General features: G+C 65.4%; 32 protein-coding genes and 1 tRNA gene. 12 read left to right on the plus strand and 21 right to left on the minus strand.

Features of this window, described 5'->3' with window-relative positions:
• The 3 genes from VFV09_07005 to VFV09_07015 all read left to right on the plus strand — a co-directional run.
• A partial coding sequence (locus VFV09_07005; protein ID HEU4867460.1) for an SMP-30/gluconolactonase/LRE family protein occupies nucleotides 1-257 on the plus strand: 257 nt, incomplete at its 5' end.
• 7 nt (nucleotides 258-264) lie between these two features.
• Nucleotides 265-1,602: a glucose-6-phosphate dehydrogenase gene (locus VFV09_07010; GenBank protein ID HEU4867461.1), complete on the plus strand. Its 1,338-nt coding sequence runs from the start codon at nucleotides 265-267 to the stop codon at nucleotides 1,600-1,602.
• A 5-nt stretch (nucleotides 1,603-1,607) separates the two neighbouring features.
• The gene (locus VFV09_07015; GenBank protein ID HEU4867462.1) at nucleotides 1,608-3,002 is read left to right on the plus strand and encodes an FAD-dependent oxidoreductase; all 1,395 of its coding nucleotides are present in this window, start codon (nucleotides 1,608-1,610) and stop codon (nucleotides 3,000-3,002) included.
• Nucleotides 3,003-3,005: 3 nt separating this feature from the next.
• Here the strand turns inward: VFV09_07015 and VFV09_07020 are convergent, their stop codons facing one another.
• From VFV09_07020 to VFV09_07045, 6 genes are all read right to left on the minus strand, one after another.
• Complete coding sequence (locus VFV09_07020) at nucleotides 3,006-3,650, minus strand: NADPH-dependent F420 reductase (protein HEU4867463.1); 645 nt, start codon at nucleotides 3,648-3,650, stop codon at nucleotides 3,006-3,008.
• Between the two features lie 25 nt (nucleotides 3,651-3,675).
• Nucleotides 3,676-4,083, minus strand: coding sequence for an Hsp20 family protein (locus VFV09_07025; GenBank protein ID HEU4867464.1), 408 nt, complete (start codon nucleotides 4,081-4,083; stop codon nucleotides 3,676-3,678).
• A gap of 212 nt (nucleotides 4,084-4,295) precedes the next feature.
• Nucleotides 4,296-4,580, minus strand: coding sequence for a CBS domain-containing protein (locus tag VFV09_07030; protein ID HEU4867465.1), 285 nt, complete (start codon nucleotides 4,578-4,580; stop codon nucleotides 4,296-4,298).
• A gap of 237 nt (nucleotides 4,581-4,817) precedes the next feature.
• Nucleotides 4,818-5,024, minus strand: coding sequence for a rhodanese-like domain-containing protein (locus tag VFV09_07035; GenBank protein ID HEU4867466.1), 207 nt, complete (start codon nucleotides 5,022-5,024; stop codon nucleotides 4,818-4,820).
• Nucleotides 5,025-5,104: 80 nt separating this feature from the next.
• Complete coding sequence (locus tag VFV09_07040; protein ID HEU4867467.1) at nucleotides 5,105-5,500, minus strand: rhodanese-like domain-containing protein; 396 nt, start codon at nucleotides 5,498-5,500, stop codon at nucleotides 5,105-5,107.
• A gap of 337 nt (nucleotides 5,501-5,837) precedes the next feature.
• Nucleotides 5,838-6,575, minus strand: a complete 738-nt coding sequence (locus VFV09_07045; GenBank protein HEU4867468.1) for a GAF and ANTAR domain-containing protein — start codon at nucleotides 6,573-6,575, stop codon at nucleotides 5,838-5,840.
• Nucleotides 6,576-6,905: 330 nt separating this feature from the next.
• Between VFV09_07045 and VFV09_07050 the strand changes: the two genes are divergently transcribed.
• The 4 genes from VFV09_07050 to VFV09_07065 all read left to right on the plus strand — a co-directional run bounded on the left by VFV09_07050 (nucleotide 6,906) and on the right by VFV09_07065 (nucleotide 8,361).
• Entirely contained in the window at nucleotides 6,906-7,397 is a 492-nt protein-coding gene (locus VFV09_07050) for an STAS domain-containing protein (GenBank protein ID HEU4867469.1), read from the plus strand.
• Nucleotides 7,397-7,591 carry a hypothetical protein gene (locus VFV09_07055; protein HEU4867470.1) on the plus strand — a complete coding sequence of 65 codons (195 nt, stop codon included), beginning with the start codon at nucleotides 7,397-7,399 and terminating at the stop codon, nucleotides 7,589-7,591. The genes VFV09_07050 and VFV09_07055 overlap by 1 nt, the downstream gene beginning before the upstream one ends.
• Before the next feature lie 156 nt (nucleotides 7,592-7,747).
• Complete coding sequence (locus VFV09_07060; protein HEU4867471.1) at nucleotides 7,748-8,164, plus strand: hypothetical protein; 417 nt, start codon at nucleotides 7,748-7,750, stop codon at nucleotides 8,162-8,164.
• Entirely contained in the window at nucleotides 8,161-8,361 is a 201-nt protein-coding gene (locus tag VFV09_07065) for a helix-turn-helix transcriptional regulator (protein ID HEU4867472.1), read from the plus strand. The genes VFV09_07060 and VFV09_07065 overlap by 4 nt, the downstream gene beginning before the upstream one ends.
• A gap of 17 nt (nucleotides 8,362-8,378) precedes the next feature.
• Here VFV09_07065 and VFV09_07070 read toward each other — a convergent pair.
• The 10 genes from VFV09_07070 to VFV09_07115 all read right to left on the minus strand — a co-directional run bounded on the left by VFV09_07070 (nucleotide 8,379) and on the right by VFV09_07115 (nucleotide 14,608).
• Nucleotides 8,379-8,453, minus strand: a tRNA-Val gene (locus VFV09_07070).
• Between the two features lie 13 nt (nucleotides 8,454-8,466).
• The gene (locus tag VFV09_07075; GenBank protein HEU4867473.1) at nucleotides 8,467-8,811 is read right to left on the minus strand and encodes a DUF309 domain-containing protein; all 345 of its coding nucleotides are present in this window, start codon (nucleotides 8,809-8,811) and stop codon (nucleotides 8,467-8,469) included.
• A 10-nt stretch (nucleotides 8,812-8,821) separates the two neighbouring features.
• A complete protein-coding gene (locus VFV09_07080; protein ID HEU4867474.1) occupies nucleotides 8,822-9,433 on the minus strand; it encodes a hypothetical protein in 612 nt (203 codons plus the stop codon).
• Nucleotides 9,430-10,038, minus strand: a complete 609-nt coding sequence (locus VFV09_07085; GenBank protein ID HEU4867475.1) for a DUF5671 domain-containing protein — start codon at nucleotides 10,036-10,038, stop codon at nucleotides 9,430-9,432. Before VFV09_07085 ends, VFV09_07080 begins: the two co-directional genes overlap by 4 nt.
• Nucleotides 10,035-10,544 (minus strand): DUF5671 domain-containing protein, encoded by a 510-nt coding sequence (locus VFV09_07090; GenBank protein ID HEU4867476.1) that lies wholly within the window; start codon nucleotides 10,542-10,544, stop codon nucleotides 10,035-10,037. The genes VFV09_07085 and VFV09_07090 overlap by 4 nt, the downstream gene beginning before the upstream one ends.
• Nucleotides 10,545-10,642: 98 nt before the next feature.
• Nucleotides 10,643-11,494 (minus strand): sulfurtransferase, encoded by an 852-nt coding sequence (locus VFV09_07095; protein ID HEU4867477.1) that lies wholly within the window; start codon nucleotides 11,492-11,494, stop codon nucleotides 10,643-10,645.
• Nucleotides 11,495-12,307 (minus strand): helix-turn-helix domain-containing protein, encoded by an 813-nt coding sequence (locus tag VFV09_07100; protein ID HEU4867478.1) that lies wholly within the window; start codon nucleotides 12,305-12,307, stop codon nucleotides 11,495-11,497. It lies immediately after the preceding gene.
• 177 nt (nucleotides 12,308-12,484) lie between these two features.
• Nucleotides 12,485-12,649 (minus strand): hypothetical protein, encoded by a 165-nt coding sequence (locus VFV09_07105; GenBank protein ID HEU4867479.1) that lies wholly within the window; start codon nucleotides 12,647-12,649, stop codon nucleotides 12,485-12,487.
• Between the two features lie 133 nt (nucleotides 12,650-12,782).
• On the minus strand, nucleotides 12,783-13,436 hold the full coding sequence (locus tag VFV09_07110) for a response regulator transcription factor (GenBank protein HEU4867480.1): 654 nt from the start codon (nucleotides 13,434-13,436) through the stop codon (nucleotides 12,783-12,785).
• Complete coding sequence (locus VFV09_07115; protein ID HEU4867481.1) at nucleotides 13,433-14,608, minus strand: ATP-binding protein; 1,176 nt, start codon at nucleotides 14,606-14,608, stop codon at nucleotides 13,433-13,435. The genes VFV09_07110 and VFV09_07115 overlap by 4 nt, the downstream gene beginning before the upstream one ends.
• A gap of 465 nt (nucleotides 14,609-15,073) precedes the next feature.
• Here VFV09_07115 and VFV09_07120 point away from each other — a divergent pair, with 465 nt between their 5' ends.
• Together VFV09_07120 and VFV09_07125 are read left to right on the plus strand one after the other, a co-directional pair.
• Nucleotides 15,074-15,997 (plus strand): YihY/virulence factor BrkB family protein, encoded by a 924-nt coding sequence (locus VFV09_07120; protein ID HEU4867482.1) that lies wholly within the window; start codon nucleotides 15,074-15,076, stop codon nucleotides 15,995-15,997.
• 57 nt (nucleotides 15,998-16,054) lie between these two features.
• Nucleotides 16,055-16,219 carry a hypothetical protein gene (locus tag VFV09_07125; GenBank protein ID HEU4867483.1) on the plus strand — a complete coding sequence of 55 codons (165 nt, stop codon included), beginning with the start codon at nucleotides 16,055-16,057 and terminating at the stop codon, nucleotides 16,217-16,219.
• 62 nt (nucleotides 16,220-16,281) lie between these two features.
• On the opposite strand, the gene VFV09_07130 is transcribed toward VFV09_07125, so the two are convergent.
• Complete coding sequence (locus VFV09_07130) at nucleotides 16,282-17,316, minus strand: DNA topoisomerase IB (protein ID HEU4867484.1); 1,035 nt, start codon at nucleotides 17,314-17,316, stop codon at nucleotides 16,282-16,284.
• Between the two features lie 125 nt (nucleotides 17,317-17,441).
• On the opposite strand from VFV09_07130, the gene VFV09_07135 reads away from it, so the two are divergent.
• Nucleotides 17,442-17,927, plus strand: coding sequence for a metallophosphoesterase family protein (locus VFV09_07135; protein HEU4867485.1), 486 nt, complete (start codon nucleotides 17,442-17,444; stop codon nucleotides 17,925-17,927).
• Nucleotides 17,924-18,922, plus strand: a complete 999-nt coding sequence (locus VFV09_07140) for an oxygenase MpaB family protein (protein HEU4867486.1) — start codon at nucleotides 17,924-17,926, stop codon at nucleotides 18,920-18,922. The genes VFV09_07135 and VFV09_07140 overlap by 4 nt, the downstream gene beginning before the upstream one ends.
• On the opposite strand, the gene VFV09_07145 is transcribed toward VFV09_07140, so the two are convergent.
• From VFV09_07145 to VFV09_07160, 4 genes are read right to left on the minus strand one after another with little or no spacing between them, the layout of a single operon-like run.
• Entirely contained in the window at nucleotides 18,919-21,180 is a 2,262-nt protein-coding gene (locus VFV09_07145) for a transglycosylase domain-containing protein (protein ID HEU4867487.1), read from the minus strand. The two genes, VFV09_07140 and VFV09_07145, sit on opposite strands and share 4 nt — an antisense overlap.
• A gap of 51 nt (nucleotides 21,181-21,231) precedes the next feature.
• Entirely contained in the window at nucleotides 21,232-21,552 is a 321-nt protein-coding gene (locus tag VFV09_07150) for a transcriptional regulator (GenBank protein ID HEU4867488.1), read from the minus strand.
• Nucleotides 21,539-21,790 (minus strand): hypothetical protein, encoded by a 252-nt coding sequence (locus VFV09_07155; protein HEU4867489.1) that lies wholly within the window; start codon nucleotides 21,788-21,790, stop codon nucleotides 21,539-21,541. Before VFV09_07155 ends, VFV09_07150 begins: the two co-directional genes overlap by 14 nt.
• 28 nt (nucleotides 21,791-21,818) lie before the next feature.
• Nucleotides 21,819-22,400 carry a hypothetical protein gene (locus VFV09_07160; GenBank protein HEU4867490.1) on the minus strand — a complete coding sequence of 194 codons (582 nt, stop codon included), beginning with the start codon at nucleotides 22,398-22,400 and terminating at the stop codon, nucleotides 21,819-21,821.
• A gap of 362 nt (nucleotides 22,401-22,762) precedes the next feature.
• Here VFV09_07160 and VFV09_07165 point away from each other — a divergent pair.
• Nucleotides 22,763-23,474: GDSL-type esterase/lipase family protein (locus VFV09_07165; GenBank protein HEU4867491.1), on the plus strand; the 712-nt coding region annotated here is incomplete at its 3' end.

Below are 23,474 nucleotides of genomic sequence, written 5' to 3' on the forward strand. Positions count from 1 at the left end.
CCGAGGGCGGGGTCTGGGTCGCGCTCTCCAACGGGGGCGCGGTGCGCCGGTACTCGCCGGACGGCAAGCTCGACCAGGTCGTAGAGCTGCCGGTCAAGAAGGTGACCGCCTGCACGTTCGGCGGGCCTAATCTCGACGAGCTTTTCATCACGACGTCCCGGGAAGGACTGCAACCCGGCGACCAGCCGCCCGCGGGTTCGCTCTTTCGCGCCGATGCCGGTGTCCGCGGGGTGCCGGTTCGCGAGTTCGCCGGGTGATCGGTAGGTGATCGAGCGGCTCGTCCTGTTCGGAGCCACGGGGGACCTGGCAGGCCGCTACCTGTTCCCGGCGCTGGCCGCCCTATTCGCCGGGGGCGATTTTCCCGAAGGCTTCGCCGTCACAGGGGCCGCCCGGGAGGACCTGGATGACGAGAGTTTTCGACTTTCGGTTCAGGAAGCCCTGTCTGAACACGCGGACCACGTGCCGGAGGCGGCGCGCCACAGGCTGCTCGGTTCACTGCGATACCGGGCCGTGGACGTCGGCGATGCGGCAAGTGTCGCCTCGCTGGTCGGCGGGGCGGAGGGGCCCGTCGCCGCATACCTGGCCCTTCCACCGCAGGTGTTTCCCACCGCCGTGAAAGCCCTGGGCGAGGCAGGCCTGCCGGACGGCAGCCGCATTGTCCTCGAAAAGCCGTTCGGAGAGGATCTCGACAGCGCCATCGAGCTGGACCGCCTGCTGGCAGACGTGACCGGGGAGGCGGGAGAGCGGGCGGTCTTCCGGGTCGACCACGTCCTCGGCATGGCGAACGCCCAGAATCTGCTCGCACTCCGGCGTAACCGCGTGCTCGACGCGGTCTGGAACGGAGGGCACGTGGAGCAGGTCGAGATTCTCTGGGAGGAGACGCTTGCCCTGGAGGGACGGGCCGGCTATTTCGACGGCGCCGGCGCGTTGAAGGACGTGCTGCAGAACCACATGCTCCAGGTTCTGTGTCTGGTTGCGATGGAGCCTCCGGTGAACGGGGGCGAGGAGGAGTTGCGCGACCGCAAGGTCGAGGTCCTGCGCTCAGCGCGCGCGGTGTCCTCCCGGCGGGCCCGCTACGGCGCCGGCAGGCTTTCGGGAAAACCGGGAGCAGGCGACACGAGCGTGCCGGACTACGCAGAGGAGGATGGCGTCGACCCCGCTCGGGAAACCGAGACCTTCTGCGAGGTCACCCTCGCACTCGACAGCGACCAATGGCGAAACACTTCGTTCGTCCTGCGGGCGGGCAAAGCACTTCGCCGGACACGGAAGGGAGTTGTACTCCGTTTTCGCGCCGGCCGCAGCGGCGTCCCCAACGAGCTCTGGATCGGCGTCGACGGCCCTAACGACATGGTGTTGCGCCTCTGGGGCGACTCGTTCGGGAAATCAGAGCAGCTGGAGCTCATCGGCGAGCCGGCCGCCGCCGCGCTGCCCCCTTATGCCCGCGTGCTTCTCGACGTCCTCACCGGCGGCTGCGCCCTCTCGGTGCGCGGGGACGAGGCGGAGTGGAGCTGGCGGGTCGTGACTCCCGTCCTCGAGGACTGGCGAGCCGGCCGTGTGCCGCTAGAAGAGTACCCGGCGGGTTCCGATGGGCCGGTCCGTTGAGCGACCTGAACGGCGAGGTCGAGGACGCCGACCTGCTGGTAATCGGCGGCGGCAAAGCCGGCAAGTCCCTGGCGATGGACCGGGCCAAAGCGGGCTGGAAGGTCGTCATGGCCGAGCGCGACAAGATCGGCGGCACCTGCATCAACGTGGCGTGCATCCCCACCAAGGCGCTGGTGGGGTCGGCTCGGACGATGCTCACGGCCCGTGGTGCCGATCAGATGGGCGTCGAGATAGGCGGTGAGCCCCGGATCTCGTTGGAGCGCCTGCGGAACCACAAGGAGTCGGTCGTCGGCGGGATGGTGTCCGCCCACGAGAAGATGTTCGCCGACTCGGGGATGGACTTCATCCTCGGCACGGCGAGGTTTGTCGACGAACGCACGGTCGAGATCACAACCCGGGAGGGGACCCGCGTGGTTCGCGGTAGGGATGTGGTCATTAACACCGGGACCACTCCGGCGGTGCCGGCCATTGAGGGAATCGATGCGGCGGACGTGTGGAACTCCGAGACGATCCTGGCCCTGCAGCGCCTGCCGGAGTCCCTGATCGTGCTCGGGGGCGGTTATGTGGGGTGCGAGTTCGCCTCGATGTTCGCCATCTTCGGCACCCGCGTCACCCTCGTCCAGGGGTCGGCCCAGGTGCTGCCCCGTGAGGACCCGGATGTCGCGGCAGCGGTGGGAGAGATCCTGGCCGGACAGGGAGTGGAACTGCGCTTGGGCGCAACGGCGAAGGCAGTGCGGCGGGAGGCCGGGCACGGCGATGTCGTAGTCACGCTCGCCGGCGGCGCCGAGATCCGCGGCCAACAGATGCTGGTCGCGACCGGGCGGTCACCGGTCACCGGCGACCTCGGGCTCGAACTCGCCGGCGTGGAGCTGACCAACAGGGGCTTCGTCCGGGTTGACGACCACCTGCGGACCAGCGCCGATCACGTGTGGGCGGCCGGAGACGTCGCCGGCAGCCCGCAGTTCACCCACGCGTCATGGAGCGACTTTCGCATCCTCAAGGCGAACCTCACCGGCGGTGACGCCGTCACGACCGGGCGTCTCGTGCCGTACACCGTGTTCATCACCCCGGAGCTGGCCCGAGTCGGGTTGACCGAGTCAGAGGCTCGGGCTCAGGGACGCAACATCATGGTTGCGACGATCCCGGTGGCCTCCATCCCCCGGGCCAGGACGCTGCACGAGACGATTGGGATGTGGAAGGTGGTTGTCGACGCCGACGCAGACCAGATACTCGGCGTGGCCCTCCTAGGTCACGACTCCGGGGAGGTCGTCTCCGTGATCCAGATGGCCATGCTCGGCGAACTGCGCTACCAGCAGGTCCGCGACGCCGTCCTGACCCACCCGACCATGGGCGAAGGCGTCAACCTGCTGATGGACGCGCTGGACGTCGCTCGGCGCTAGCCCCTACGCGGGCGAACTCGACGGACCCGGGCCTACCAGCTTCCAACCTGTCTGCCAGGGCCAGCCGTTGGCTGCGTTGAGCGAGATGTTCAGGAATGCCATGCCTTCGAGGTAGCGTGCGGCCGACAGCGGCCCGGCGTCGATCGGGCGGTAGCCGATGTCCCGGAGCAGGTCGAGCACCTGCTTTTTCGCCTCGGCGTCATCGCCTGCGACAAAGCCATCGAGCTGAACCCCGTCGACCACAGGCCCAGCCTGGTTGGACGCAAATACCGAGTTGAAAGCCTTGACCACCCTGGCGTCGGGGAGCTGCTGCTGCAGCAACTCGGCGCCCGAGCTGCCCTCGGTCGCCAGCCCCGAATAATCCTCCCTGATTGGGTTGGTGGCGTCGACGACGATCTTGCCGCCGACCTTGCCTGCTATATCGCGGACAACGTCGTTGAAGCTGCCGAAAGGAACCGCAAGCACCACGAGATCGGCGCCCTCGACGGCGTCCACATTCGACGAGGTCGTCCCGACTCCAAGCTTGTCGCCCAGCCCTTCGCGCCGCTCCGGCTGAGGGCTGGCTACCGTGATCTCATGCCCGGCCTGCTTCGCAGCTTCGGCTACTGCGGATCCGACGTTGCCCGATCCGATGATGGCCACCTTCATGAACCTCTCCTTTCGACAAACTGTCTTAAGATCCCGCCTCGTTCGGTTTCTCTCCAGGATGGACCTCCTCGTGCGAAGGCGTCGTCACTTCGATCGAGTAGCTGGTTTCGGGCTGAACCTTCTCGGCCTTTTCCAGATGGACGATGAGAAGCCCGTTTCCGTAGTGCGCAAAGGCGCCCTCTCCGGTCACCGGGAGAGGGAGCTGGACCGACCGCCGGTAGAGTCCGGGATGCCACTCGTGCAGCAGGTAGTCCATGTTCTGCCCACCCATCGGCCGGGCTTCCAGGTCCAGCCGGTTTCCCTGGAGAAGCACCCGGATGTTGCGCAGGTTGCATCCCGCTAATGGCGCCGTGACCAGGAGCCGTCCTCGATGCTCCGCTACGTTTACCGGCACGTAGTCGCCGGGTTCCGACTTCTTTTTCGCTTCATCCATGCGCACCTCCGATACGACACTGGTACGCCCGGTACTTCACGCTACTCAGCCTCCGTGGGAGTGGGGGTGGGCCAACGACTCCCCGAGCTGGAACCGCAGGCAGCGAAAACAGATCGGGTGGCGGCAACGGGTTTGCTCGCAAAAGGAGCAGACCTCTAAGACCGTGGCGCAGTCCTTACAGGTGAGCTCCGGCGCTGGTTCCTTGGCCGGCTTCACGGGCTCTCCTGCTCCTCTAATGAGTGTTCGTGCGCGTGGTGGCCGTGTGCCGCGCTGACCGCGTCCTCCCGCCGAAGCAGTCCGACAAGGCGGCCGTCCGATGTGGTGACCGGAGAGCTCTGCAGATCGTGGTCGACCATAAAATGCGCCATCTCGCCTATGGAGACATGCGGCCTGAACGTGCTGGGGCCGGGACGCATCACGCTCTCGATCTCCTCGTCCGAGTCGCCCTCCAACTGGGCTTCGCGGAGCAGGCCGAGAACAACCCTCTCGTCGTTCACCACCACGCACGCTTTCCATCCGGCCGCCCGGACCCGCTCCCGGACCGGCCCGACCTTCTCGCCGGGCCCGCAGGTGGGGACGTCCCCGCGAGCTACGTCGCCGGCTCGGGGTTCTGCGGCATTGCTGCCCTCAGTCGGTAATCCGGCGGCCAGCCAGTCAACCTTCCCGTCGACGTAGTCGTAAACGTCGGTGAACCCGAGGCCTTCGAGCCGCCACGCGGCCCGTGCACTGAGGTCTCAGGCGGAGTCCCAGCAGTAGACCAGCACGGGCCTCTCGGCTTCCAGCCGGCTCTTTGCCTCAGCGTCGATCTTCCGGAGCGGCAGGTTGATCGCTCCCGGAAGGTGGTCTTCCCCGTACTCCTCAGCACCGAGAACCTCGACCACCTGAGCGCCCCGGTCCATCAGCGCCTGGACTTCGCTTCGCTCGTGGACATCTTGCGGCATGGATGCTCCTCCAAAGTCGGTAGCCTTCCGATCCTACTCGTACCCGAGCGGCTAATCTGCTGATGCCCGGCGGAGCCCAATCAAGAACCGGCCGGCTCTCCGCCTTCGATAAACTCACCCTCGAGCGGCAGTCCGGCATCCTCCCAGTCGATGAGGCCTCCGGCGTAGCGGCGCACGTTCGTGTACCCGCGATCCACAAGGGCCCGGTACAGGGCGACGCTGGAAAGACAATCGACGGTCGAGCAGTAGACCACGACTTCATCGTCCTTGGCGAGGGTTGAGTAGAGGTCTTTGGGGTCGTCGAAGTGAAGCGATCCCGGAATGTGCTTGGCATCGAAGGCCCACCGGTTAAGAGCCATGACGAGCTTGACCGGCTCCCGGCGATCGAGCTTGTCCTTCAGTTCCTCCCGCCCGATCGTGGCGACCGGCTCCTTGCCGAGGAGTGCAAATCGATGTGGCTGGTCGGTACTGCTCATGGGCGCATCCCTTCCGTAACGCTGACCTCAAGAAATTTGAGCGATCCGCTTCTTAGTCATTGGCGTCCGCCCCGGAACAGGCTGAACAGCCCCAGGTTTGCTGGAGACTCATTACACACGATCCGGCCGGTTCCAGGAACCGAGGTGGTCTACCCGCTCGATCTTGAACAACCGATCCGATTGGGCAAGGGGACGCGGGTCACCACCTGCATCAGAACCTTCGGCCACGTCGGTGCCGCTCGGGTCCATCGCGAGCGCTTCCCTGCGTTTTTCCGGGGGACTCCCCGATAAAAAGTGTACGGGGACCGGGTTGCTGCCTGCGTCGACGGGCTCTATTTCAGATCCTGTCCATCGGGCCGGGCTCGGTCGAATGCTGGGCCGCCGCCACGACCTCCCTGGCGATATCCCTGATTTTGACGTTGAGGCGCTGCGACGCCGCCCTGAGCATCTCGAACGCCTCGGTGGGATTGAGGTGGGTGCGCTCTACCAGTACTCCCACCGCCTGATCGATGATGGCGCGGGACCGCAGCGCTTCGTTCAAGCGTTGCGCCATATTGTCTCGCTCGCTCCGGGCCCACGCGTACGCCTGGGCATTTGCCGCAGCGACAGCAGCCTGGCTGGCGAAAATCATCGCCACCGCTCGGTCCACCGCCGTGTAGATGTAGGCCTTACGGGAGTAGAAGTTGATGGCGCCCGACGTTCCGTTCGCGGTCAACGGCACGGCGAGCAGGCTGGCTATACCGGCTTGCCGCGCCAGGGGGCAAAACTTTGCCCACCTGGTCTCGTCGGCCATCGAGTCGATCTGAAAAGACCCCCGCTCTCTGAGCGCGGCAAGGCATGGGCCCTCCTCCAGCCGGTACTGCTCGGCGTCGAGCTGAGAGGCCAGGTCCTGGGTGGAAGAGGCGGTGCTGGGCTTTCCGTCTGGGCCGGCTACGGTGACGCTGGCTGCGTCGGCCTCCGGAAGCAGGTGCGAGGCGAGGACCGCTACCCGGTGAAGAGTGCTGTCCACCGTCTCCTCGGACAAAAGCAGGCCGGAAAGCTCGGCCAGGCTCTGAGACAACTCGTCTTGGGACATTTTGATCCGCTTCGCCCTCGCGTGGGCAGCCGCCTTTATTCATAATTATCCAGCTTCGATAGGGCCGGTCAATCGTCATTTTCGTTCCACGGAGGGGTGGGCGCGTGCTATTATTTTTGTCCGATTTGAGGGTCAGCAAGCGGCTCCTAATCTCTAAGATGCCCCAGTCTTTGAGAGGATCCCGTGACTCCGCGCCCCAAAGCCCCCGGTCCACCGATCGGCTCCAGGGTTGCCCTGGGCGAGTGGGGAAGTTGGCCCGGCCGCCGTTCGGAAGAGAAATCTGTCGCCTCTCCGCTCCCTACTGCGCTCAACCGACTGCAGCCCTGCTGAATGAACATGTCTATCGGTCGTCTAGTCAACGGCAGCAGGCGGGCAATCGTCCCCAGACGCCACGAATTCCCCGATGCTGGGGTTGCCGACTCGCCCGAGCCGCCAGCGCACCTCGACCCGGACCCGGGCTTTTCAATGCAGGCGTTGGTACACAAACAAGGCATTGAGGTTCGGATCGCCGGGGAGCTGGACGTCTACACCGCTTTCATGTTCACCATGGCGCTAAAACGCCTGGAGAGGTTGGAGCCGGCAACCATCATCGTTGATATGGCCGATCTTGAGTTCATCGACAGCTCGGGTCTGACGGCGCTGCGTGAAGCCCGGCAGCGGGCGGATCAGGCCGGAAGAATCCTCACCACCAAACGTCCCGGTGCCCGGGTGCGCCGATTCCTGACCCTGGCCGGGGAGGGCGCACTGCTTGACCCACCCCTTCCGCATCTGACGAACGAAAAGTCCGATCCCCAGCTCGAGCAGGAGGGAGCCTCACAATGATGAACGAGCCGCACCGACCCGCCTCCACCGAACGTCCTTCCCCGCGCTCGGGCTCGGCCGGCCGCATCACCCTCCCGGCGCTGGAGGCGACCGGCTTCTACGTGGAGTGGGCCATGGTGTCTGCAGCGGTCGATTCGAAACCCGGTCAGCCCAGGAACATCTCCGAGGGGACCTGGAACTCCAAGTTCGCCTGATCCGCCGCAAACTCCTGCCGGTCGGCGAATCTGGCCGGAATGTGCCCCGCTACACCTCTCTCGGCACGTCTTAGGTCAAGTTAACTTGACATCCGGCCCGGTGTCCCTTAATCTCGTGTCAAGTGTATTTGACATTCGCTCACAGAAAGGGCTCTCATGCAAGCAGAGAACGGGACCGCCGCCTATCAGGACTCGATCAAGGCATCCGCTCGTTTGATGTTCTGGACACTCGCTTGGGTGGCGACCCTCGCCTTCGCCAAGTTCGGCCCCGAACACCTGTGGGATTCTCAGCAGACGGCAAGCTGGGCCGCAGTTGCCCTCAACACTGTCGTCGGCATCGGATGGATCGTCGCCTTCACGCACTTTCTCCGGGAAGCCGATGAGCTACAACGAAAGATCGTCCAGGATGCGCTGACCGCCACGCTCGGAGTGGGGTGGATCGGAGGATTCGCCTATGTCGTTGCGGACGGCGCGGGCCTGGTCGACTTCGACGCCAACATCGCCGTCTTCCCGACCCTGTTGGGAGTTGTCTACCTGATCACGGTCCTCATCGGCACTATTAGGTACCGATGAAGAACCGCCTCACGGACCTTCGGGCTGAACGCTCCTGGACGCAGGCCGATCTGGCTAAGCGTGCCGGCGTGTCGAGGCAGACGATCAACGCAATCGAAACGGGGAAGTTCGACCCGAGCCTCCCGCTCGCCTTCCGCCTCGCCAACCTGTTCGAGCTGAAGATCGAGGAGATCTTCATCGACGATCGCGGGAGGTGACCGTGCATGGCAACATCTGGTGGGCGCTACTGGGATCGAACCAGTGACCCCTGCCTTGTAAGGGCAGTGCTCTCCCGCTGAGCTAAGCGCCCGGGAACCTAAAGATTAGCCGACCGGTCGGAACAGTTTCGGAGGGGTCAGGGTTTCGCCCCTCTCCAAGGCCTCCGGCGCCCCGTCCAGGAACCGGCGGACCAGCTCCAGGTCGACCTGTTGGTAAACATCAGGGTAGTCGGTCAGGCGCTTGGATGCCTTGGCGAACTGCAGCCGGGCCCCCTTGGCGTTGCCTTTACCATGGTGCAGGAACCCCACCGCCAGGTGAATCAGCCCCTGGTAGAAGTTCCGATCCTCCTCGGGGGCCTCCGCCCAATGCTCCTCCAGCGTCTCGTGCGAGAGGAAGTACTGACCGTCCTCGAACAGCCGGACGCCCTCGACCAGGTATGCAGTGCTCATGCCGCCAGTCTTACACGGGCGAGGGACTGGGGTCCGGGCTGGACGAGCGGGTGCCGGGGTCGCCCAGGGGCGGGGCGTCGGTGGGGTCCGGGGGCGGTTCCGGCGGCCGGATGGTGGCCGGAGGAGCCACCTTCGGCGGGAACGGCTCCACGCCGTCCGGAAAGAACCCGGGTGCGGAATCCACATCCTGGTTCGTAATCCGGCGATCGAAACACGTGCGGCCGGCCTCGTGCTCCTCGAGGTCGCCCGGGTAAGGGCCGAACTCCTGCGCCCGGCCGTCCTCCGACGAGGTCTCGAAGTCCGCGCAGACCTCGTACCTGCGGTCAGCCAGCCTGCGGTACTCGAACAACTCACCCGTCGCCGGGTCCTTGCGGGCGTCGAAGCCGTAGCCGGCCTGGCGCAGAACCTCGTCGTCGATCTCCTCGAGCGACTCGGGCAGAGACCCCTCCTCGCGAACGTGGCCGGCCAGGACGTAGTGAATCTGACCCAGGCGGTTTCGCCGTTCCTGGTCCGCCTTGAACTTGCGTGCGGTGGCGGGAGAGCCGATCGCAAACAGGCCGGCGATCACCAGCGCAACCACCGCTGCCGTAGCCACTGCACCCACGATCGCTCGATTGTTCACTTCGACACCTCCGGCTCGGACTCTGGCTCAATGACCCGGCGTCCGGGGATGGCCTCCAACTCGCTGCGGTAGTAGAGGTAGATCAAGCCGACGATGCCGAGCACGCCTCCGGCCCGCACCAGGAACCGGGGCGTGAGGTCGCCGGCCAGGAAGGCATTCACGGTCACCATCAGGGTGATCAGGGAAACCACCGTGACGATGAACAGGTTGACGTAGACGAAAGCACTCCGAAGGGTAGACAACTGGTCCAGCTCGCCGCTTTTGATGCGCCGGCGGATCAGCACACTCAGGTAAACGAAGATCGGGAAGGCGACGATGGCCATCGACACCCCTCCTCGCACTGCGCCGCCGTCGGCCCCGGAGTTGAAGGTTTCGAACTCGTCGGGGAACCAGTACTCTGCCAGCCCCCAGATCAGCACCAGGACGCCGATCGCAGAGATGTAGAGGGTGGCCGCGGCCAGCAGGTGCAGGAAGATGTCTTTCGGCGAGATGGGGCTGCCGCTGTCGATGCCGGATTCCCGGCTGCGGTTCACGGACACCACCACGACGGTCACCACCACGCCGACGAGGATCAGCGGGATCAGCAGCCCGAACAGGCCGATCACGCTTCGGTCTCGCCTTCCGGGGCGCCCGGCGGAGCGCTGGCTCCGGCCGTCGCCAGAACCTTAGGCTCCTTGAGGTCCGACAGGTAGTAAAAGAAGACGAAGCCGGCGATCAGGAGGATGCCTATCCCCCGGACCGCAAATCGGGCGGTCAGGTCGCCGCCGAGGAAGAAGTAGATGACGGTGATCAGGTCGATGATCGTGGTGATCGCCAGCAGGAACAGGGTCAGGTAGGTCAGGACCTTCTTCAGCATCGACCGCTCGGTCACCTCGGGGGTCTCGACGGTCCGGTCGATCAGCCGGTTCAGGTAGAGGAACAGCGGGAAGGCGACCACCAGCATTGCGATGCCGGACCGGATCGGCCCCCTGCTGACATAGGTCTCGAGCGGGTCCTGGAACCAGTGGTCGGCGAGTCCCCAGGTCAGCAGGCCGGCGCCGAAGGCGCTGAGGTACAGCGTGAGGAAGTTCAGAAGGTAGACAAAAACGTTGCGTGGGCCATTGTCTGGCACCGATTTTTCTCCTGATAGGGCTCCCCTCAGTTTACTCCAGGTTTACCCGCGAAAAAGCGCGGGCCCGGAGGCCCGCGCTTCTCGAAGATCGGCGGGATTTAGCCCTTCTCTACCGGCACTCCAACCAGGGAGCCGTACTCGGTCCATGAGCCGTCGTAGTTCTTGACGTTCTCGAACCCGAGCAGCTCACGCAGCACGAACCAGGAGTGCGAGGAGCGCTCGCCGATCCGGCAGTAGGCGATGACCTCGGGCAGGTCGGAGGTGATGCCCTCGTTCTTGTAGAGCTCGATCAGCTCGTCGGCCGACTTGAACGAGCCGTCGTCGCGAGCCGCCTTGGCCCAGGTGATGTTGGCGGCGCCGGGGATGTGGCCCGGAACCTGTGCCTGCTCCTGGGGAAGGTGCGGGGGAGCGAGCAGCTCGCCGCGGTACTCCTCGGGGGAGCGGACGTCGACGAAGGCGCCCTTGTTCTCGACCGCCTTGATGACCTCGTCGCGCATCGACCGCAGCTCCTCACGGGTGCCGGCGACCTTGGCCGGGTTGGAGGCAGGGGTCGGCGTGACCGCCTCGGTCTGCAGCTCACGACCCTCCAGCTCCCACTTCTTGCGCCCGCCGTTCAGGACCTTGACGTTGTCGAAACCGCGGTACTTCAGGACCCAGTAGGCGTAGCAGGCGAACCAGTTGTTGTTGCCTGCGTAGAGGACGACGGTGTCGCCCTCGTTGACGCCGGAGCGGGCCAGCAGCTTGGCGACGCCGTCCGAGTCGATGAACTCACGACGGGGCAGGTCGTGCAGGTCCGACGCCCAGTCCCACGAGATCGCTCCCGGGATGTGGCTCTTCTGGTACAGGCTGGTGTCCTCGTCGACTTCGACCAGAACCGTGCCTTCTTTGCTGCCGCCCCAACTTGCTACCTCGTCGGTTTCGACAAGCACATCCTTTGCGTACTCCGCCATCTAACTTCTCCCTTTCTCAACACTCACACCATTTGTGGACCTTCTACGGATGACCTCTCTGCAGACCGGGTCACCCCGTGCTACCGATGCTTCTGTTTCAACCTCGCTCGGGTGCCCCAGCGCCGCCATCGCGCCCTCCTTGAGGGCGGGGTCGATGAGGATCACCAGGTCCGAGTGCTCCAGCGCAATGTCCCGGAAGGGACAGTCCGGAGTTTCAATCTCTGCGTAGTCGTGTTCGAGCCGGACGACGTCGGTGAGCGGCGAGAAGCGCCGCAGTTCCTGTACCAGCGCCCCCACCGCAGCGGCAAAGTCCAGCCCCCCGGCCCGGTACCCGAGCATCAGCTTGCGGCCCTCGTCCCGGGCGACCTGCTCCGCCAGGGCGTAGACCTCCTCGCTGTCGATCTTGCCCGCCAGCCGCACGAAGATCTGGGCGATCAGCCGGTACGGGTTCGGGGCCGCCGCCCGGGCCTCGGCGACCGCCGGTATGAGCTCGGGCACGATCACCTGAGGACCGGCCTCGCCCGCCGGGGGCGACACCTCCCAGTCCTCGAGGTTGCCCATCTCGCCTTCCCAGGTGAAGTAGACCTTCGATGGGCGACCCTTTCCCTTTCGTCGAATCCCGGTGGCCAGGAAACCGGCCTCGACCAGCAGGTCGAGGTGGGCCCGTGCCACGTTGGCGTGCAGCGAGAACTCGTCGGCAACCTCCTTGGCGGTCAACGACCCCGCACGCAGAAGGTGGCCCAGAATTGCCGAACGGGTAGGAAGGGCTAAAGCCTTCGCTGCCTTGACCGATTGATCGTCACCGACCGGCATTGGTTGATCTCCCCTCGCTCACTCGAACACTCTAAGGCTATTTTATATAGTTTGCACAGTGAAAAAGAACTAATAGGGTAAATGCGGATTTTCAGCGTGAGGAGCCCGGAAAAACAAATCGCCGGGGGAGCCTGTGACGGGCTCTCCCCCGGCGAAGTGCTACATCGGTGGGACGGTCTACGAGCGCTTGGCGTCTCCTGCACACTCGCATAGGCCGAACTTGCGGTAGAAGTCGTGAAGAGTGGTGGCCAGGGGCGTGGCCGGATTGCATCCGGAGGACGACTGGTCCTTGTCGATCCTGGTTGAGATCTCTTTACGGATCTGGGTGTTGTGCCTGCTCATCAGGGGTTTCTCCGGTTCGTGATCAGGTAGCAAGTGGACCTTGCTCCCCTACGACGTAGGAAACCTTGATTCGCTACCGTTGCCAAGGGAGTTTGCACCCCACTTTGTGTGGTGCTAGCCCTACTTTTGCCGCTCAGTCCGGCGCCTTGTCGAGACCCCTCTGAATGGCGTACCGCATAAGCTCGTATCGCTTGTGAAGCTGCAGCTTCGCCAGGATGTTCTGGACGTGATTTTGCACCGTCTTGATCGACAGGAACAGCTTTTCGGCGATCTCCCGGTAGGTGTAGCCCTTTGCGACCAGGACCAGCACCTCGTTCTCCCGGGCGGTCAGGCTGGGCTCGGCCGGGTTCTTCGAAGCCATGCGGCGGAACTCCTGCAGGACCATGCCGGCGAGCGAGGGGCTGAAGACCGACTCCCCGGCGCTCACCCGGCGGACTGCGTCGATCACGTCCTCGGTCCGCGTGCTCTTCAGCAGGTAGCCGCAGGCGCCAGCCTTGACCGCCTCCATGACGTCGAACTCCTCGCCGGAGGCGGAGAGGATGAGGACCTTGGCGTGAGGAGAGTCCTCGACGATGCGCCGGGTCGCCTCGACGCCGTTCACCGTGGGCAGCTGGAGGTCCATGAGGACCACCTCGGGCATCTCTTCGCGGGCCTTCGTGATGGCCTCGCCGCCGTCGGAGGCCTCGGCGACGACGACGGCCTCCCCGTTGCGCTCCAGGTCCGCCCGCAGGCCGTCACGCCAGACCGGGTGGTCGTCCACGACCATCACCCGGATCGGTTCGGTCACTGAGCCACCTGCGATCCCGAAGGCACCTGGAACTCGATCTCGGTCCCCGCCCCCGGCCTGGATTCGACCTTCATCTGGCCTCCCAATGCTTCGATACGTCCCCTCATGCTATTCAACACGCCGAATTTTCCTTCCGCCCGGAACCGGGCCTCGTCGAATTCGAACCCCACGCCGTCGTCCCTCACAGTCACCTGCACCAGGCCGTCCTGCTCGTCGGCGAAGATCGCTGCCTTGGTCGCCCTCGCATGCTCTACGACGTTCGCCAGCGCCTCCTTCACCGCAGCCACGAGCTCCTCGAGCGTCTCTCCGGACAGCCACACCGGCCCGACCGAGCTGACGCTGACGTTGAGCTCCCGGACGTTCCGGGCGGCGACCTCCAGCGCGGTGCGGAGCGAGGCCTCCCCCAGCGGGCCCTTCTCCGGTTCCCGCATTATCAGGCCGCGGAGCGCCGCCTCCTGGTCCCGGGCCATCTCGGCCAGCTCCATAACCTGAGCCGAGGACGGGGAACCGGTCTCTGCCAGCTGCTTTCCCCTCTTGTGGATCAGAGCGAGCACCTGGAGCACCGAGTCGTGGATCTCCCGGGCCATCGACTCCCGCTCCGCCAGCCGGGCCTCCCGCTCCCGCAGTGCGATTGCCTCGGCGGTCGCCCTGTTGACCTCGTCCGCGGACCGTTGAAGGAGGTTCGAGACGATGCCAAACAGCAGCCCAAGAAGCACATAGCCGACTGCCGGAGGCCAGGAACGCTGCAAGACGACCGCGGTGAGCGGAATGCCGTTGATGTCGCGGACGAGGATGGAGCACGTTCCCATCAGGATTCCGGCGATACCTCCGGCGATCGGTCCGTAGGCAGACCCGGCCGTGAGTACGGTCGCAAAGGGGTAGGTGAGCGCCAGCAGGGATGGCCCCGTGCCGACGAGACGGTCGGGCATCACCATCCCCGAGATGAGGAATAGGGCCGCGCACACAGCGAAGTCGGCCGCCAGCACCCTGCCCCGTATCGGCATGCCTCGCTTGGTCAAAAAGACGTTCCACGCCCCCACCACCACCAGGGCCGAAGCGCCCAGAGCCGGGTTATTGCCGACCGTCAGGTCGTGATCGAGAACGAAGTTGACGACCATCGACGCCAGGGCGACCCATCGGAAGACGAGCAGGGCTCGCTCGATGGAACCCACAGCCCTAGCGGACGCAGGGCGACCAGCCGGCATCGATCCGGAATCGGACACATCCGCATTGCATACCTGAAGCCGCCGGCAGTCAATGCTTGCCCGCCCCAATGAGGCGATGAGGAAGCAGGTCGGCCTAAAGTACCCAGAGAACCGGGCGCGTCGAATCCGCCTGGTTGGTGCGGGTGGTGCTCTTTAGGCTGACAAGCCCGCCGGCTGGGGTTCTTTGGCGACGCCGCGCATCACGCTGGCGATAGAGCACCGGCACTCGGGCTCACCGTCGGCGGCACGGGACCACAGCAAAGAGCCGCAGACCAGGCACTGGGACAACCGTTCGGGGTCCCTGCGGCCGCTCACAGCGCAATCGGCGCGCGGAAACTCCAGGATGCCCATTCGTATAGGTAGCATGCGAAGGTGCTACCCAGGGCCTCCGGCCCGGAAACACGAATTCCTAAATTAGGTAAGAGGGAGCAGTTGGCCGACATTCCAGAAGCCGTCCGCCGGATCGACGCCTACCAGCAGCGCCACGAGTGGCTGGCGTTCCCGGTGGCGGTGGTTCGCAAGTTCCAGGACGACCACGCAGGTTACCTGTCGACGCTGGTTGCCTACTACGCATTCTTTTCGCTGTTCCCGCTCCTGCTGGTTCTGGTCAGTGTCCTGGGGTTCATCCTCGGCAACAACTCCGACCTTCGCGAGCAGATCATCACGGCGCTTCTGACCCAGATCCCGGTGATCGGCAACCAGGTGAACAAGTCGATCTCCGAAATCCGCGGAAGCGGGGTGGCCCTCGGCCTGGGCGTCGCCGGCACGCTGCTCGCCGGGACCTCGGTCATCCGGGCTCTGCAGCATGGGATGAACGAGGTTTGGGGCGTACCGGATCACCACCGGCCCAACGTGCTGGTCTCCCGCCTCCAAGCCCTGGCGTTCCTTGCGCTACTGGGTACCGGTGTGGTCGCCTCCACCTTCGTGGCCGGCATCGGGGGAACCAGCGGAGGCTTCCTCCCGCTCGGGCTCCGGGTGGGGGGCGTCGCCACGTCGGTCGCCCTGAACTTCGGCATGTTCCTGGTGGCGTTCCGGTTTCTCACCACGGCCCCGATAACCGTTGGCCAGGTCTGGCCCGGAGCGGTGGTCGCGGCCTGCGGCTGGGCGGCCATGCAGACCCTGGGCGGGTTCGTGATCCGCACGCTGCTTCCCCGGGCGACGGTGCTCTACGGGTTCTTCGCCATCGTGCTGGGGTTGATGGCGTGGCTGTTCGTCGGGTCGAACATCACGCTGCTGGCGGCCGAGGTGAACGTCGTCCGGTCCCGGCGGCTGTGGCCCGCTCCAATCGATCAGTCGACCGAACCGGCACCCGATGACGAAATAGGTACATCCGCCGGCGAAAATAGGGCCGACTAACCTGTCAATTCCAATCCCGGAGAACTATTTTGAGTACACACAGTTCGGGAGGCGAAAATGTTCACCGAATGGCCAGGCATCGAGCCCGAGCAGGACAACCCACTCCTCCAGATCGCGGAACAAAATCTGATGGAGTTCCTTCGAAGCATCTACATCCAGGACGCCGCCAACTCACCCACAGAGCCCAAGATCGGTCCCCCGCCGCTGATCTGCAGTAACTGACCGCAGGCTGGAAACCTTAAGGCCGGACCTGCTCCCCTCATCCAGGGAGAGCAGGCCGCCGGCTAGGCGACCTTCTGCCGGATCTTCTCGCCCTCCAGCAGCGAGAGCACGACGGCGTCGACCGCCTCCCGGTACCCCCACTCCCCCAGCTTCTCCTGATCCAGTCCTTCGATCGCCGGAGCAATGGTGATCCCCGCCAGGTAGTCGTCGATCACCCGTGGGTATATGTAGGAGGACCGGCACACCGCCGGGGTGTTCCCGATGCTCTGCGCGACCTCCTTGACGGCCGCGACCACCGCCCGCTTCCGGGCCGTCGCCGACTTGGCGTCCAGCTTTTTGGACAGCGCGACCGCGGCCAGGACGGTAGCGGCCCAGGTGCGAAAGTCCTTGGCGGTGAAGTCTCCGCCGCTGATCTCCTTGAGGAACAGGTTGACGTCGGCGGACTTCACGTCGACCCAGCGCCCACCGACCTTGTAGGCGAGCAACTCGGTGCCGGAGCGGCGTCTCTTGAGCGTTGCGATGATTTCGTAGATGTCGGGGTCGACGATCTTGTGGACCTGGCGCTGCTGGTGTTTGGCGATGAAATCGAAGGTGATGGAGTAGTCAGGCCCCAGGCGGACGTGGCTTTTCAGGATCGTTGCGATGCCGAAGGTCGAGTGCTTGGTGGTGTACTGCTCGCTCCCCAGCCGGAACGCCCCCCGGTCGAGCATCCGTGCGGCCGCCGCGAGCACCCTCTCCCGGCTCATGTCGGGCGCCATCAGGCACTGGCGGGTCTGGCGCCTGAGGTCCGGCAGGCAGTGGGCGAACTCGATCATGTGCTGGAACTTCAGCTGGTCCCGCATGGTGCGCCAGTGCGGGTGGTACAGGTACTGCTTTCGTCCGGCGACGTCGTAGCCGATGGCCTGGATGTGGCCGTTGGGGAAGGGGCAGATCCAGACGTCGTTCCACGCCGGAGGAATCGCCAGGGTCCGGATGCGCACCAGGGTCTCGGGGTCGTCCAGCGGCCGGCCGAACGGGTCCAGGTACTGAAAGCCCTTGCCCCGGCGGACGCGGGTGATGCCCGGCCGGGACTGGTCGGACCTTCTCAGGCGGGGCATGCGGAACTCCTGCAGGGCAGTGGGGCCGGGTTGCTCATGGTGCCCGGACGTTACCCGGGCGAAAGCGCGCGGAAACTTCGCAAGCGCCGCGGTCCTCCGGAGCATGACACGGGTATCTTGAAGGCATGGCGAAGATCGGTGTCATCTCCGATACCCACCTGCCTCGGGGCAACCGCAGGATTCCCGAGGAGGTCTTCTCGTTGTTCGAAGGCGCCGACCTGATCCTGCACGCCGGCGACTTCGTGCAGGCCGAGGTCCTCTACGAGCTCGGCGCGATCGCCCCGGTCAAGGGCGTGTTGGGCAACTGCGACACGCCCGAGCTGGCCCGGCAGGTCCCCGTCAAGGAGTCGATCGAGGTCGAGGGCGTACTCATCGGCATGATCCACGACTCGGGCGACCGGGAGCGGCGGCGCAAGCGGATGACCGACGCCTTCCCCGGCCACCGGGTGGTCGTGTTCGGGCACTCGCACATGCCGGTTGTCGACGACGACGGCGATCTGCTCCTGCTCAACCCCGGGAGCGCCTGCGACCCTCGCCGGGCCAAAACCCCTACCGTGGCGATCCTGGACATCACCGACGGCAAGCCGAGCGCCCGGCTGGTCGAGCTGTGAATCGCCTGATGGAGGTCCGGCAGCGCCTGGGGGACGTGGTCCAGGCGCCGTTCGAGGTCTCTCAGCTTCCCGGCGTGCAGTACACCGACCCTCCCGGGGACCCGGGGCTTTTCGGTCCGGGCAGCATCTCGTGGCGGGTGGGATCGGACTGGCCGTCGGCGCTGGTCGGCGGGATGAGCGGCTTGATCCTCGGCACGCTGCACCCGCTGGTGCTGGCCGGCACCCTGGACCACTCGATCTTTCGCAAGGACCCCATCGGCCGGCTCGCCCGGACCGCGTCGTTCGTGATGGCGACCGCCTTTGCGTCGACCGAAGTCGCCAACGGGGTGGTCGACTACGTGAACCGCCTGCACCGGCGAATCTCGGGGACGGCACCGAACGGCAACGAGTACAAAGCCAGCGACCCAGGCCTGGCGGTATGGACGCACGTCACGATCTACGGCGGCTTTCTCGACGGCCACCTGCGGTACGCCCCCAACCCGATCAGCGGCCGGCAAATCGACGAGTACTGGGACGAGGTCGCCCGGGTGCCCGAGATGCTGGGGGCGCAAGGGGTTCCCCGAAGCCGCTACGAGGTGGAGGACTACTTCCGCCGGGTGCGCCCCGAGCTGGAGGCGAGCCGGGACGCCTACGAGTCGGCCCGCTGGGTCCTGGACGGGGGAAAGGGCGACACGCCGACGGTTCGGGACTCCGCCGCCGCGCTCGTCAAAGCGTGGGGCGAGTTCATGCCGGGGCCGGCGGCCCAGCTTCTACAGAAGCGGATCCTGAAGCCGGCATCCGCGGGGGCGGTCCGTTTGGCGTACGCGATCTTCGCCCGCACCGCCGTCGACCTGCTGCCCGGGTGGGGGCGTTCGATGTTGCAGCTGGAGCGAAGTCGCTTGGCGGAGCCGCTGACGAAGGCTTACTTCGCAACCCTCAGGCTGGCGGTTCCCACGATGCCGCGGGCGCTGCGCCAGTCCCAGGAACGGGCGGCTGCCCACCCGCGCGACCCTTAACCCTTACCGTTTCCGTTTCCGTTCCCCGGAGCACCGGCCACCTGGGTGGCGGTCGGCGTCGGGCTGGGTGTGGGTGAGGGCGTCGGCGACGGGGTCGGACTTGCGGTGGGTATCGGGCTCGGCCTCGGCGTCGGCCGGGGCGGAACGGGCCTCGGCGGCGGAGGCGGCGGTATCTGTGGGGTAGTCGTGAAGCCCGGAAGCGGCTCGTCCGAAAATTCGGTGACGGTCGGCAGCGGAACGGCCGGCTCACAGCCGCCGCCCGCGCCCTGGACCGTCCCCTCAGGACAGGACGTGGTCGGGACCGCCGTTGGGACCTTCTCCTCCGGCTTTGCGAATTCGGTCTCTTTGGTGCCGCGAAGCGCGGCCTGCATGAAGCTCTTCCAGATGGTCGCCGGGAACGAGCCCCCGGTTACCCGGCGGCCGCGCACGCTGCTCATCTCAGGGATCTGGCCGGTTTCGTTCGGGGGGAATCCCATCCAGACGACCGCCGTCAGATCGGGGGTGTAGCCGGCAAACCAGGCGTCGACGTGGTTCTGCGTCGTGCCGGTCTTGCCGGCCGCAGGGCGACCGATGCTCGCTCCCCTGGCGGTGCCGTTGGCGATGACCCCCTGCAGTACCTCGTTGACCGTGTCGGCGACCTCCTCGTCGAGTGCTCGACGGGTGTTGGGCGCCCGTTCGACCAGGATCTCTCCGTTCGCTGAGGTGACCTTGCGGATGACGAGCGGCTCCGGGCGCTGGCCTCTGGCCCCGAAGGTGGTGAAGGCCTGCGCCATCTCCATGGGGGTCACTGCGGTCGTCCCGAGCGCCAGGGCGCAACCCTCGTCTCCGGCCGGGATGTTGATCCCAAGCTCGTCTGCGGTGCCGATGAACTCCTTCGGAGTGACGACCTCCGCCATCATCTGGGCGTAGATCGTGTTCACCGAGTTGTGGGTGGCCCGGGCGACATCCAGCGTGCCGTAACCCTCGCTGTCGAAGTTGGACACGGTCCAGGGGTTGCCCGCGCCGTCCCGGCACAGGGGGTTGTCGATGGTGATCTTGGCCGGACCGGGGAAGGTCCTGGTGACCGGCTCCCCCTGCTCGAGGAACGAGGCCAGCGCGATCGGCTTAAACGCCGAGCCCGCCTGACGGCCGCCGCCGTCCTCCGATCCGACGTTGGCCGCGAAGTTGAATCCCAGGGCGCGGACCCGGTCCTGGGTGTCCCGGCCTCCGATCATCGCCCGGACGTTGCCGTCCGGGTCCATCGCGATCAGGGCAACCTCGGGGTCGGTCGGCTGGTTCATTACGCTGGACACCGCCTGCTCTGCGGCCTCCTGCATCTTGAGGTCCAGGCTGGTCTCGATCTTGAGCCCGCCCCCCAGCAGTTCGGCGTCGCTGAACCCGAACTGCTTGGTCCGCAGCACCCGCCGTACGTACTCGATGAAGTAGCCGGCCTTCGACGAATCCAGCTCGGTCTGCCCAAGCTTGAACTGAAGCAGGATGTCCTCGGCACGGGCCGCCCCGGCGTCCGCCTCCGTGATCTTGCCCGTTGCCACCAGGTCCCCGAGCACCTCGTTGCGGATGCGGACGACGTTTTCGGGGTTCTCATCGGGCTGGTAGTTCTCCGGCGACCGGATTGCCCCGGCCATGTACGCCGCCTCGTTGAGGGTCAGGTCCTTTGCCGGCTTCTTGAAGTAGGTGAGGGAGGCAGCCTCCGCTCCGTAGGCGCCCCGGCCGAAGTAGATGGTGTTCAGGTAGAACTCGAGGATCTTGTCTTTGGAGTAGTTGCTCTCGATCTTCCGCGCCAGGGCGATCTCCCGTATCTTGCGGGTGATCGTGCGTTCCGTCCCCACCACCCCGTAGGCGTTACGGGCATACTGCTGGGTGATCGTCGACCCGCCCTGGGACACCCCGCCGGCCTGGACGTTGCTGAACAGTGCCCTCACCATGCCTCGGGGGCTGATCCCGGTGTGCTCGTAGAAGCTTCGGTCCTCGGTGGCCACGGCCGCCTCCCGGAGGAAGGGTGAGATCTGGTCAAGGGGCACGATCTTGCGCTTTTGCTCCCCTTTCAGGGTCCCGATCAGGTCGCCTTTGGAGTCGAGCACCTCGGTCGCACTTCCTCCGGGGGCGGCGTCGGGGAGGGGGACGTCGACGGTCAGGACTATGGTCGCGAGCACGCCGATCGCCAGGACCCCGACGATCGTTCCGGCAATCAGGATCCAGCCGAAGATGGTCGGTTTGCCCTCTGTGTAGAGGAAGGAGAGTCGGGGCTTGGGTTCCACCTAAGTAAAGTACCCTGCGTGGCCTTTCGCCACACAGGGTAATTCGGAGCGTTACTCCTGGATCTGAGGCTGGGCCAGGTTCTTCAGCCGGTCCAGCCGGTTCCAGTGGTCGCTGATCCGCTCCCGGCCCACCTTCGTCAGCTCGACGTTGGTGTTGGGCTTTTTCAGAACAAATCGCTTCTCGATCTGCACCAGGCCGGCCTCCTCCAGCTTCGTCAGGTGGCTCGACAGGTTTCCCTTGGTCAACCCGGTGGTCCGCTGTAGGAAGACGAAGTCGGCCGACTTCACCGAGGAGAGCACCGTGAGGATTGCGAGGCGTCCCGGCTCGTGGATCAAACGGTCGAGGACGAGCTCTTCGTTAGGCTCCGACATTGCCGTTTCCTGCGCTCACCCTGACCCGGCCGTAGTTCTGCCGGTACCAGCGATCGATCAGGAGGCCCGCCCCCAGACTGCCCAGTCCTCCACCCCAGAATAGCCACGGGCTGCCGAACGGCCCCCACTCCGGGTAGGTGACACCGGCCAGCAGGAAGAAGGCGCCGATAGGAACCGCCAGCGGGCCGCGCGGGTAGGTGTAGGTCGGGCCGGCTGCAAGAAGGGAGTTTCGGTCCATGTCGTCTCTCCTTTCTATCGGGTTCGGGTCAGGCTTCGACGCCGTACCTGGCTGCGGAATCGAAGGTCCTCATCAGCAGCAGGTGATCGAAGATCCCCGTGAGGATCACCCCAACTCCGGCCACGACCAGTCCCAGGTTGGACTTCAGGTCCGGGGAGAGATCACCCCAGATCGGAAGAAGACCGGCGACCAGGGCGGCACCCCAAATGACCTTGTGGTGCAGCTTGAGCCCCACGCTGAATCCGTAGGACGCCAGCATCAGCACCGCCCACGATCCAAGGAACCCCCAGACGGGCAGGTCCAGCCGGTGATCCATGGTCGAGCCCCCGATCAACAGCGGCACACAAACCGCCAAGGCAACGCCACCTTTGATCTGCGCGTTCCTGGAGACCCGGACGCTGCCGTAGTTGCGCTGGTAGAAGCGGGCTATGACCAGGCAGGCCAATGCTGCGGCCAGAAACAGCGCCGGGGCAACCAACAGATTGCTGAAGGGCCCCCACTCCAGGTTCCCCAAACCCGATGCGATCACAACGACCCCCAGCGGTCCCAGGAAGAGTCCCCGGAGGTGCGGGTACTCGGCGCCAACGGCCTCCAGATCCTTGCGTTCCATCTGACCTTCCTCTCAAACTAGTTGGTGACACAAACCATGTTAGGCCTGGAGCGCCTTTCTGTCAACTAGTTTGTGTCGCAAACCGCTATTTGCGTGTCGGGGTGCTCGGCTGGTCTGGATGGGGTTCCGGACTCGGCGACTCACAAGTCCCGGAAAAAGATAGTGCCCCAAGAAACGGTCCGGCCCCGAAAACCTTTGCGCCAGTCCCTTGCGGGCCCGGCCTCTCCAGCCTCGGATCCTTCTGCCTCTTGGGGCAGAACGTACGATAAGCCCGTTGGTCGGGGGCCGTCAATGGCCGCAACAAGTATTTCTTCGCGTTCTCCTACATTTCTTCGCGTTCAGCGCAACTTACACTCGTGGGGATGGCTGATGAGTCTTTACGGGGTTACAGACGGCTGGCGGTGGTACTGATGCTGCTCTTCACCGCGTGCACGCCGGCTGCCGACTTCGATGTGCAGCAGTCACAGACCGAGAAGCTGATGGAGGACTTTGGCATCGACCCCGGAGCAGCAATGAACCTGCCGAGCGGCTCCCGCATCGTCTTCTTCGGCGACTCGATCACCGCCGGGGGCGTCAAGGAGGGCGGGTACGTGACGCTGGTCGAAGATGCTCTGGCCACGCTCTACCCCGAGCGCAACATCGAGGTACTCGGCACCGGGGTGGTGGGCGACCAGGTCCCCGACTTGGCCCGGCGGCTGCGTAAGGATGTCCTCGCCAAAAAGCCGACCCACGTGGTGGTCTACGTCGGGGTGAACGACGTAGCCAGCCTGGGGCCCAGCCGGGCGGCGCTCAACGCCGGCGCCGAGGAGTACGCCGAAGGCCTGACGGCGCTGGTGGATTCCATCACCGCAAGCGGTGCCGAGGTCATGCTCTGCACCCCGGGCGTTATCGGCGAGGACGTGGACCAGGGCACCCTGACCAACTACGGCCTGGAGCTCTACGCCTCCAAGGTGCGGGAGCTGGCCACCCTTAGGCAGACCGGGCTGTGCGACCTGCGCAGCGAGTTCACCCGGTACCTGGCGGAAAACAAACGCCTGTCGAAACGAAGCGGGGCCCTGACGGTCGACGGCCTCC

Source organism: Actinomycetota bacterium (genome assembly GCA_035759705.1).
GTDB lineage: Bacteria > Actinomycetota > CADDZG01 > JAHWKV01 > JAHWKV01 > JAJCYE01.

What these genes read in the sequence shown, in the direction of transcription:
- VFV09_07020 (HEU4867463.1), bottom strand. Translation starts at nt 3,650, where the DNA reads ATGAAGGTGGCCATCATCGGATCGGGCAACGTCGGATCCGCAGTAGCC.
- VFV09_07025 (HEU4867464.1), bottom strand. Translation starts at nt 4,083, where the DNA reads ATGGATGAAGCGAAAAAGAAGTCGGAACCCGGCGACTACGTGCCGGTA.
- VFV09_07035 (HEU4867466.1), bottom strand. Translation starts at nt 5,024, where the DNA reads ATGCCGCAAGATGTCCACGAGCGAAGCGAAGTCCAGGCGCTGATGGAC.
- VFV09_07040 (HEU4867467.1), bottom strand. Translation starts at nt 5,500, where the DNA reads ATGAGCAGTACCGACCAGCCACATCGATTTGCACTCCTCGGCAAGGAG.
- VFV09_07045 (HEU4867468.1), bottom strand. Translation starts at nt 6,575, where the DNA reads ATGTCCCAAGACGAGTTGTCTCAGAGCCTGGCCGAGCTTTCCGGCCTG.
- VFV09_07050 (HEU4867469.1), top strand. Translation starts at nt 6,906, where the DNA reads ATGAACATGTCTATCGGTCGTCTAGTCAACGGCAGCAGGCGGGCAATC.
- VFV09_07055 (HEU4867470.1), top strand. Translation starts at nt 7,397, where the DNA reads ATGAACGAGCCGCACCGACCCGCCTCCACCGAACGTCCTTCCCCGCGC.
- VFV09_07060 (HEU4867471.1), top strand. Translation starts at nt 7,748, where the DNA reads ATGCAAGCAGAGAACGGGACCGCCGCCTATCAGGACTCGATCAAGGCA.
- VFV09_07065 (HEU4867472.1), top strand. Translation starts at nt 8,161, where the DNA reads ATGAAGAACCGCCTCACGGACCTTCGGGCTGAACGCTCCTGGACGCAG.
- VFV09_07075 (HEU4867473.1), bottom strand. Translation starts at nt 8,811, where the DNA reads ATGAGCACTGCATACCTGGTCGAGGGCGTCCGGCTGTTCGAGGACGGT.
- VFV09_07095 (HEU4867477.1), bottom strand. Translation starts at nt 11,494, where the DNA reads ATGGCGGAGTACGCAAAGGATGTGCTTGTCGAAACCGACGAGGTAGCA.
- VFV09_07100 (HEU4867478.1), bottom strand. Translation starts at nt 12,307, where the DNA reads ATGCCGGTCGGTGACGATCAATCGGTCAAGGCAGCGAAGGCTTTAGCC.
- VFV09_07105 (HEU4867479.1), bottom strand. Translation starts at nt 12,649, where the DNA reads ATGAGCAGGCACAACACCCAGATCCGTAAAGAGATCTCAACCAGGATC.
- VFV09_07125 (HEU4867483.1), top strand. Translation starts at nt 16,055, where the DNA reads ATGTTCACCGAATGGCCAGGCATCGAGCCCGAGCAGGACAACCCACTC.
- VFV09_07130 (HEU4867484.1), bottom strand. Translation starts at nt 17,316, where the DNA reads ATGCCCCGCCTGAGAAGGTCCGACCAGTCCCGGCCGGGCATCACCCGC.
- VFV09_07135 (HEU4867485.1), top strand. Translation starts at nt 17,442, where the DNA reads ATGGCGAAGATCGGTGTCATCTCCGATACCCACCTGCCTCGGGGCAAC.
- VFV09_07150 (HEU4867488.1), bottom strand. Translation starts at nt 21,552, where the DNA reads ATGTCGGAGCCTAACGAAGAGCTCGTCCTCGACCGTTTGATCCACGAG.
- VFV09_07155 (HEU4867489.1), bottom strand. Translation starts at nt 21,790, where the DNA reads ATGGACCGAAACTCCCTTCTTGCAGCCGGCCCGACCTACACCTACCCG.
- VFV09_07160 (HEU4867490.1), bottom strand. Translation starts at nt 22,400, where the DNA reads ATGGAACGCAAGGATCTGGAGGCCGTTGGCGCCGAGTACCCGCACCTC.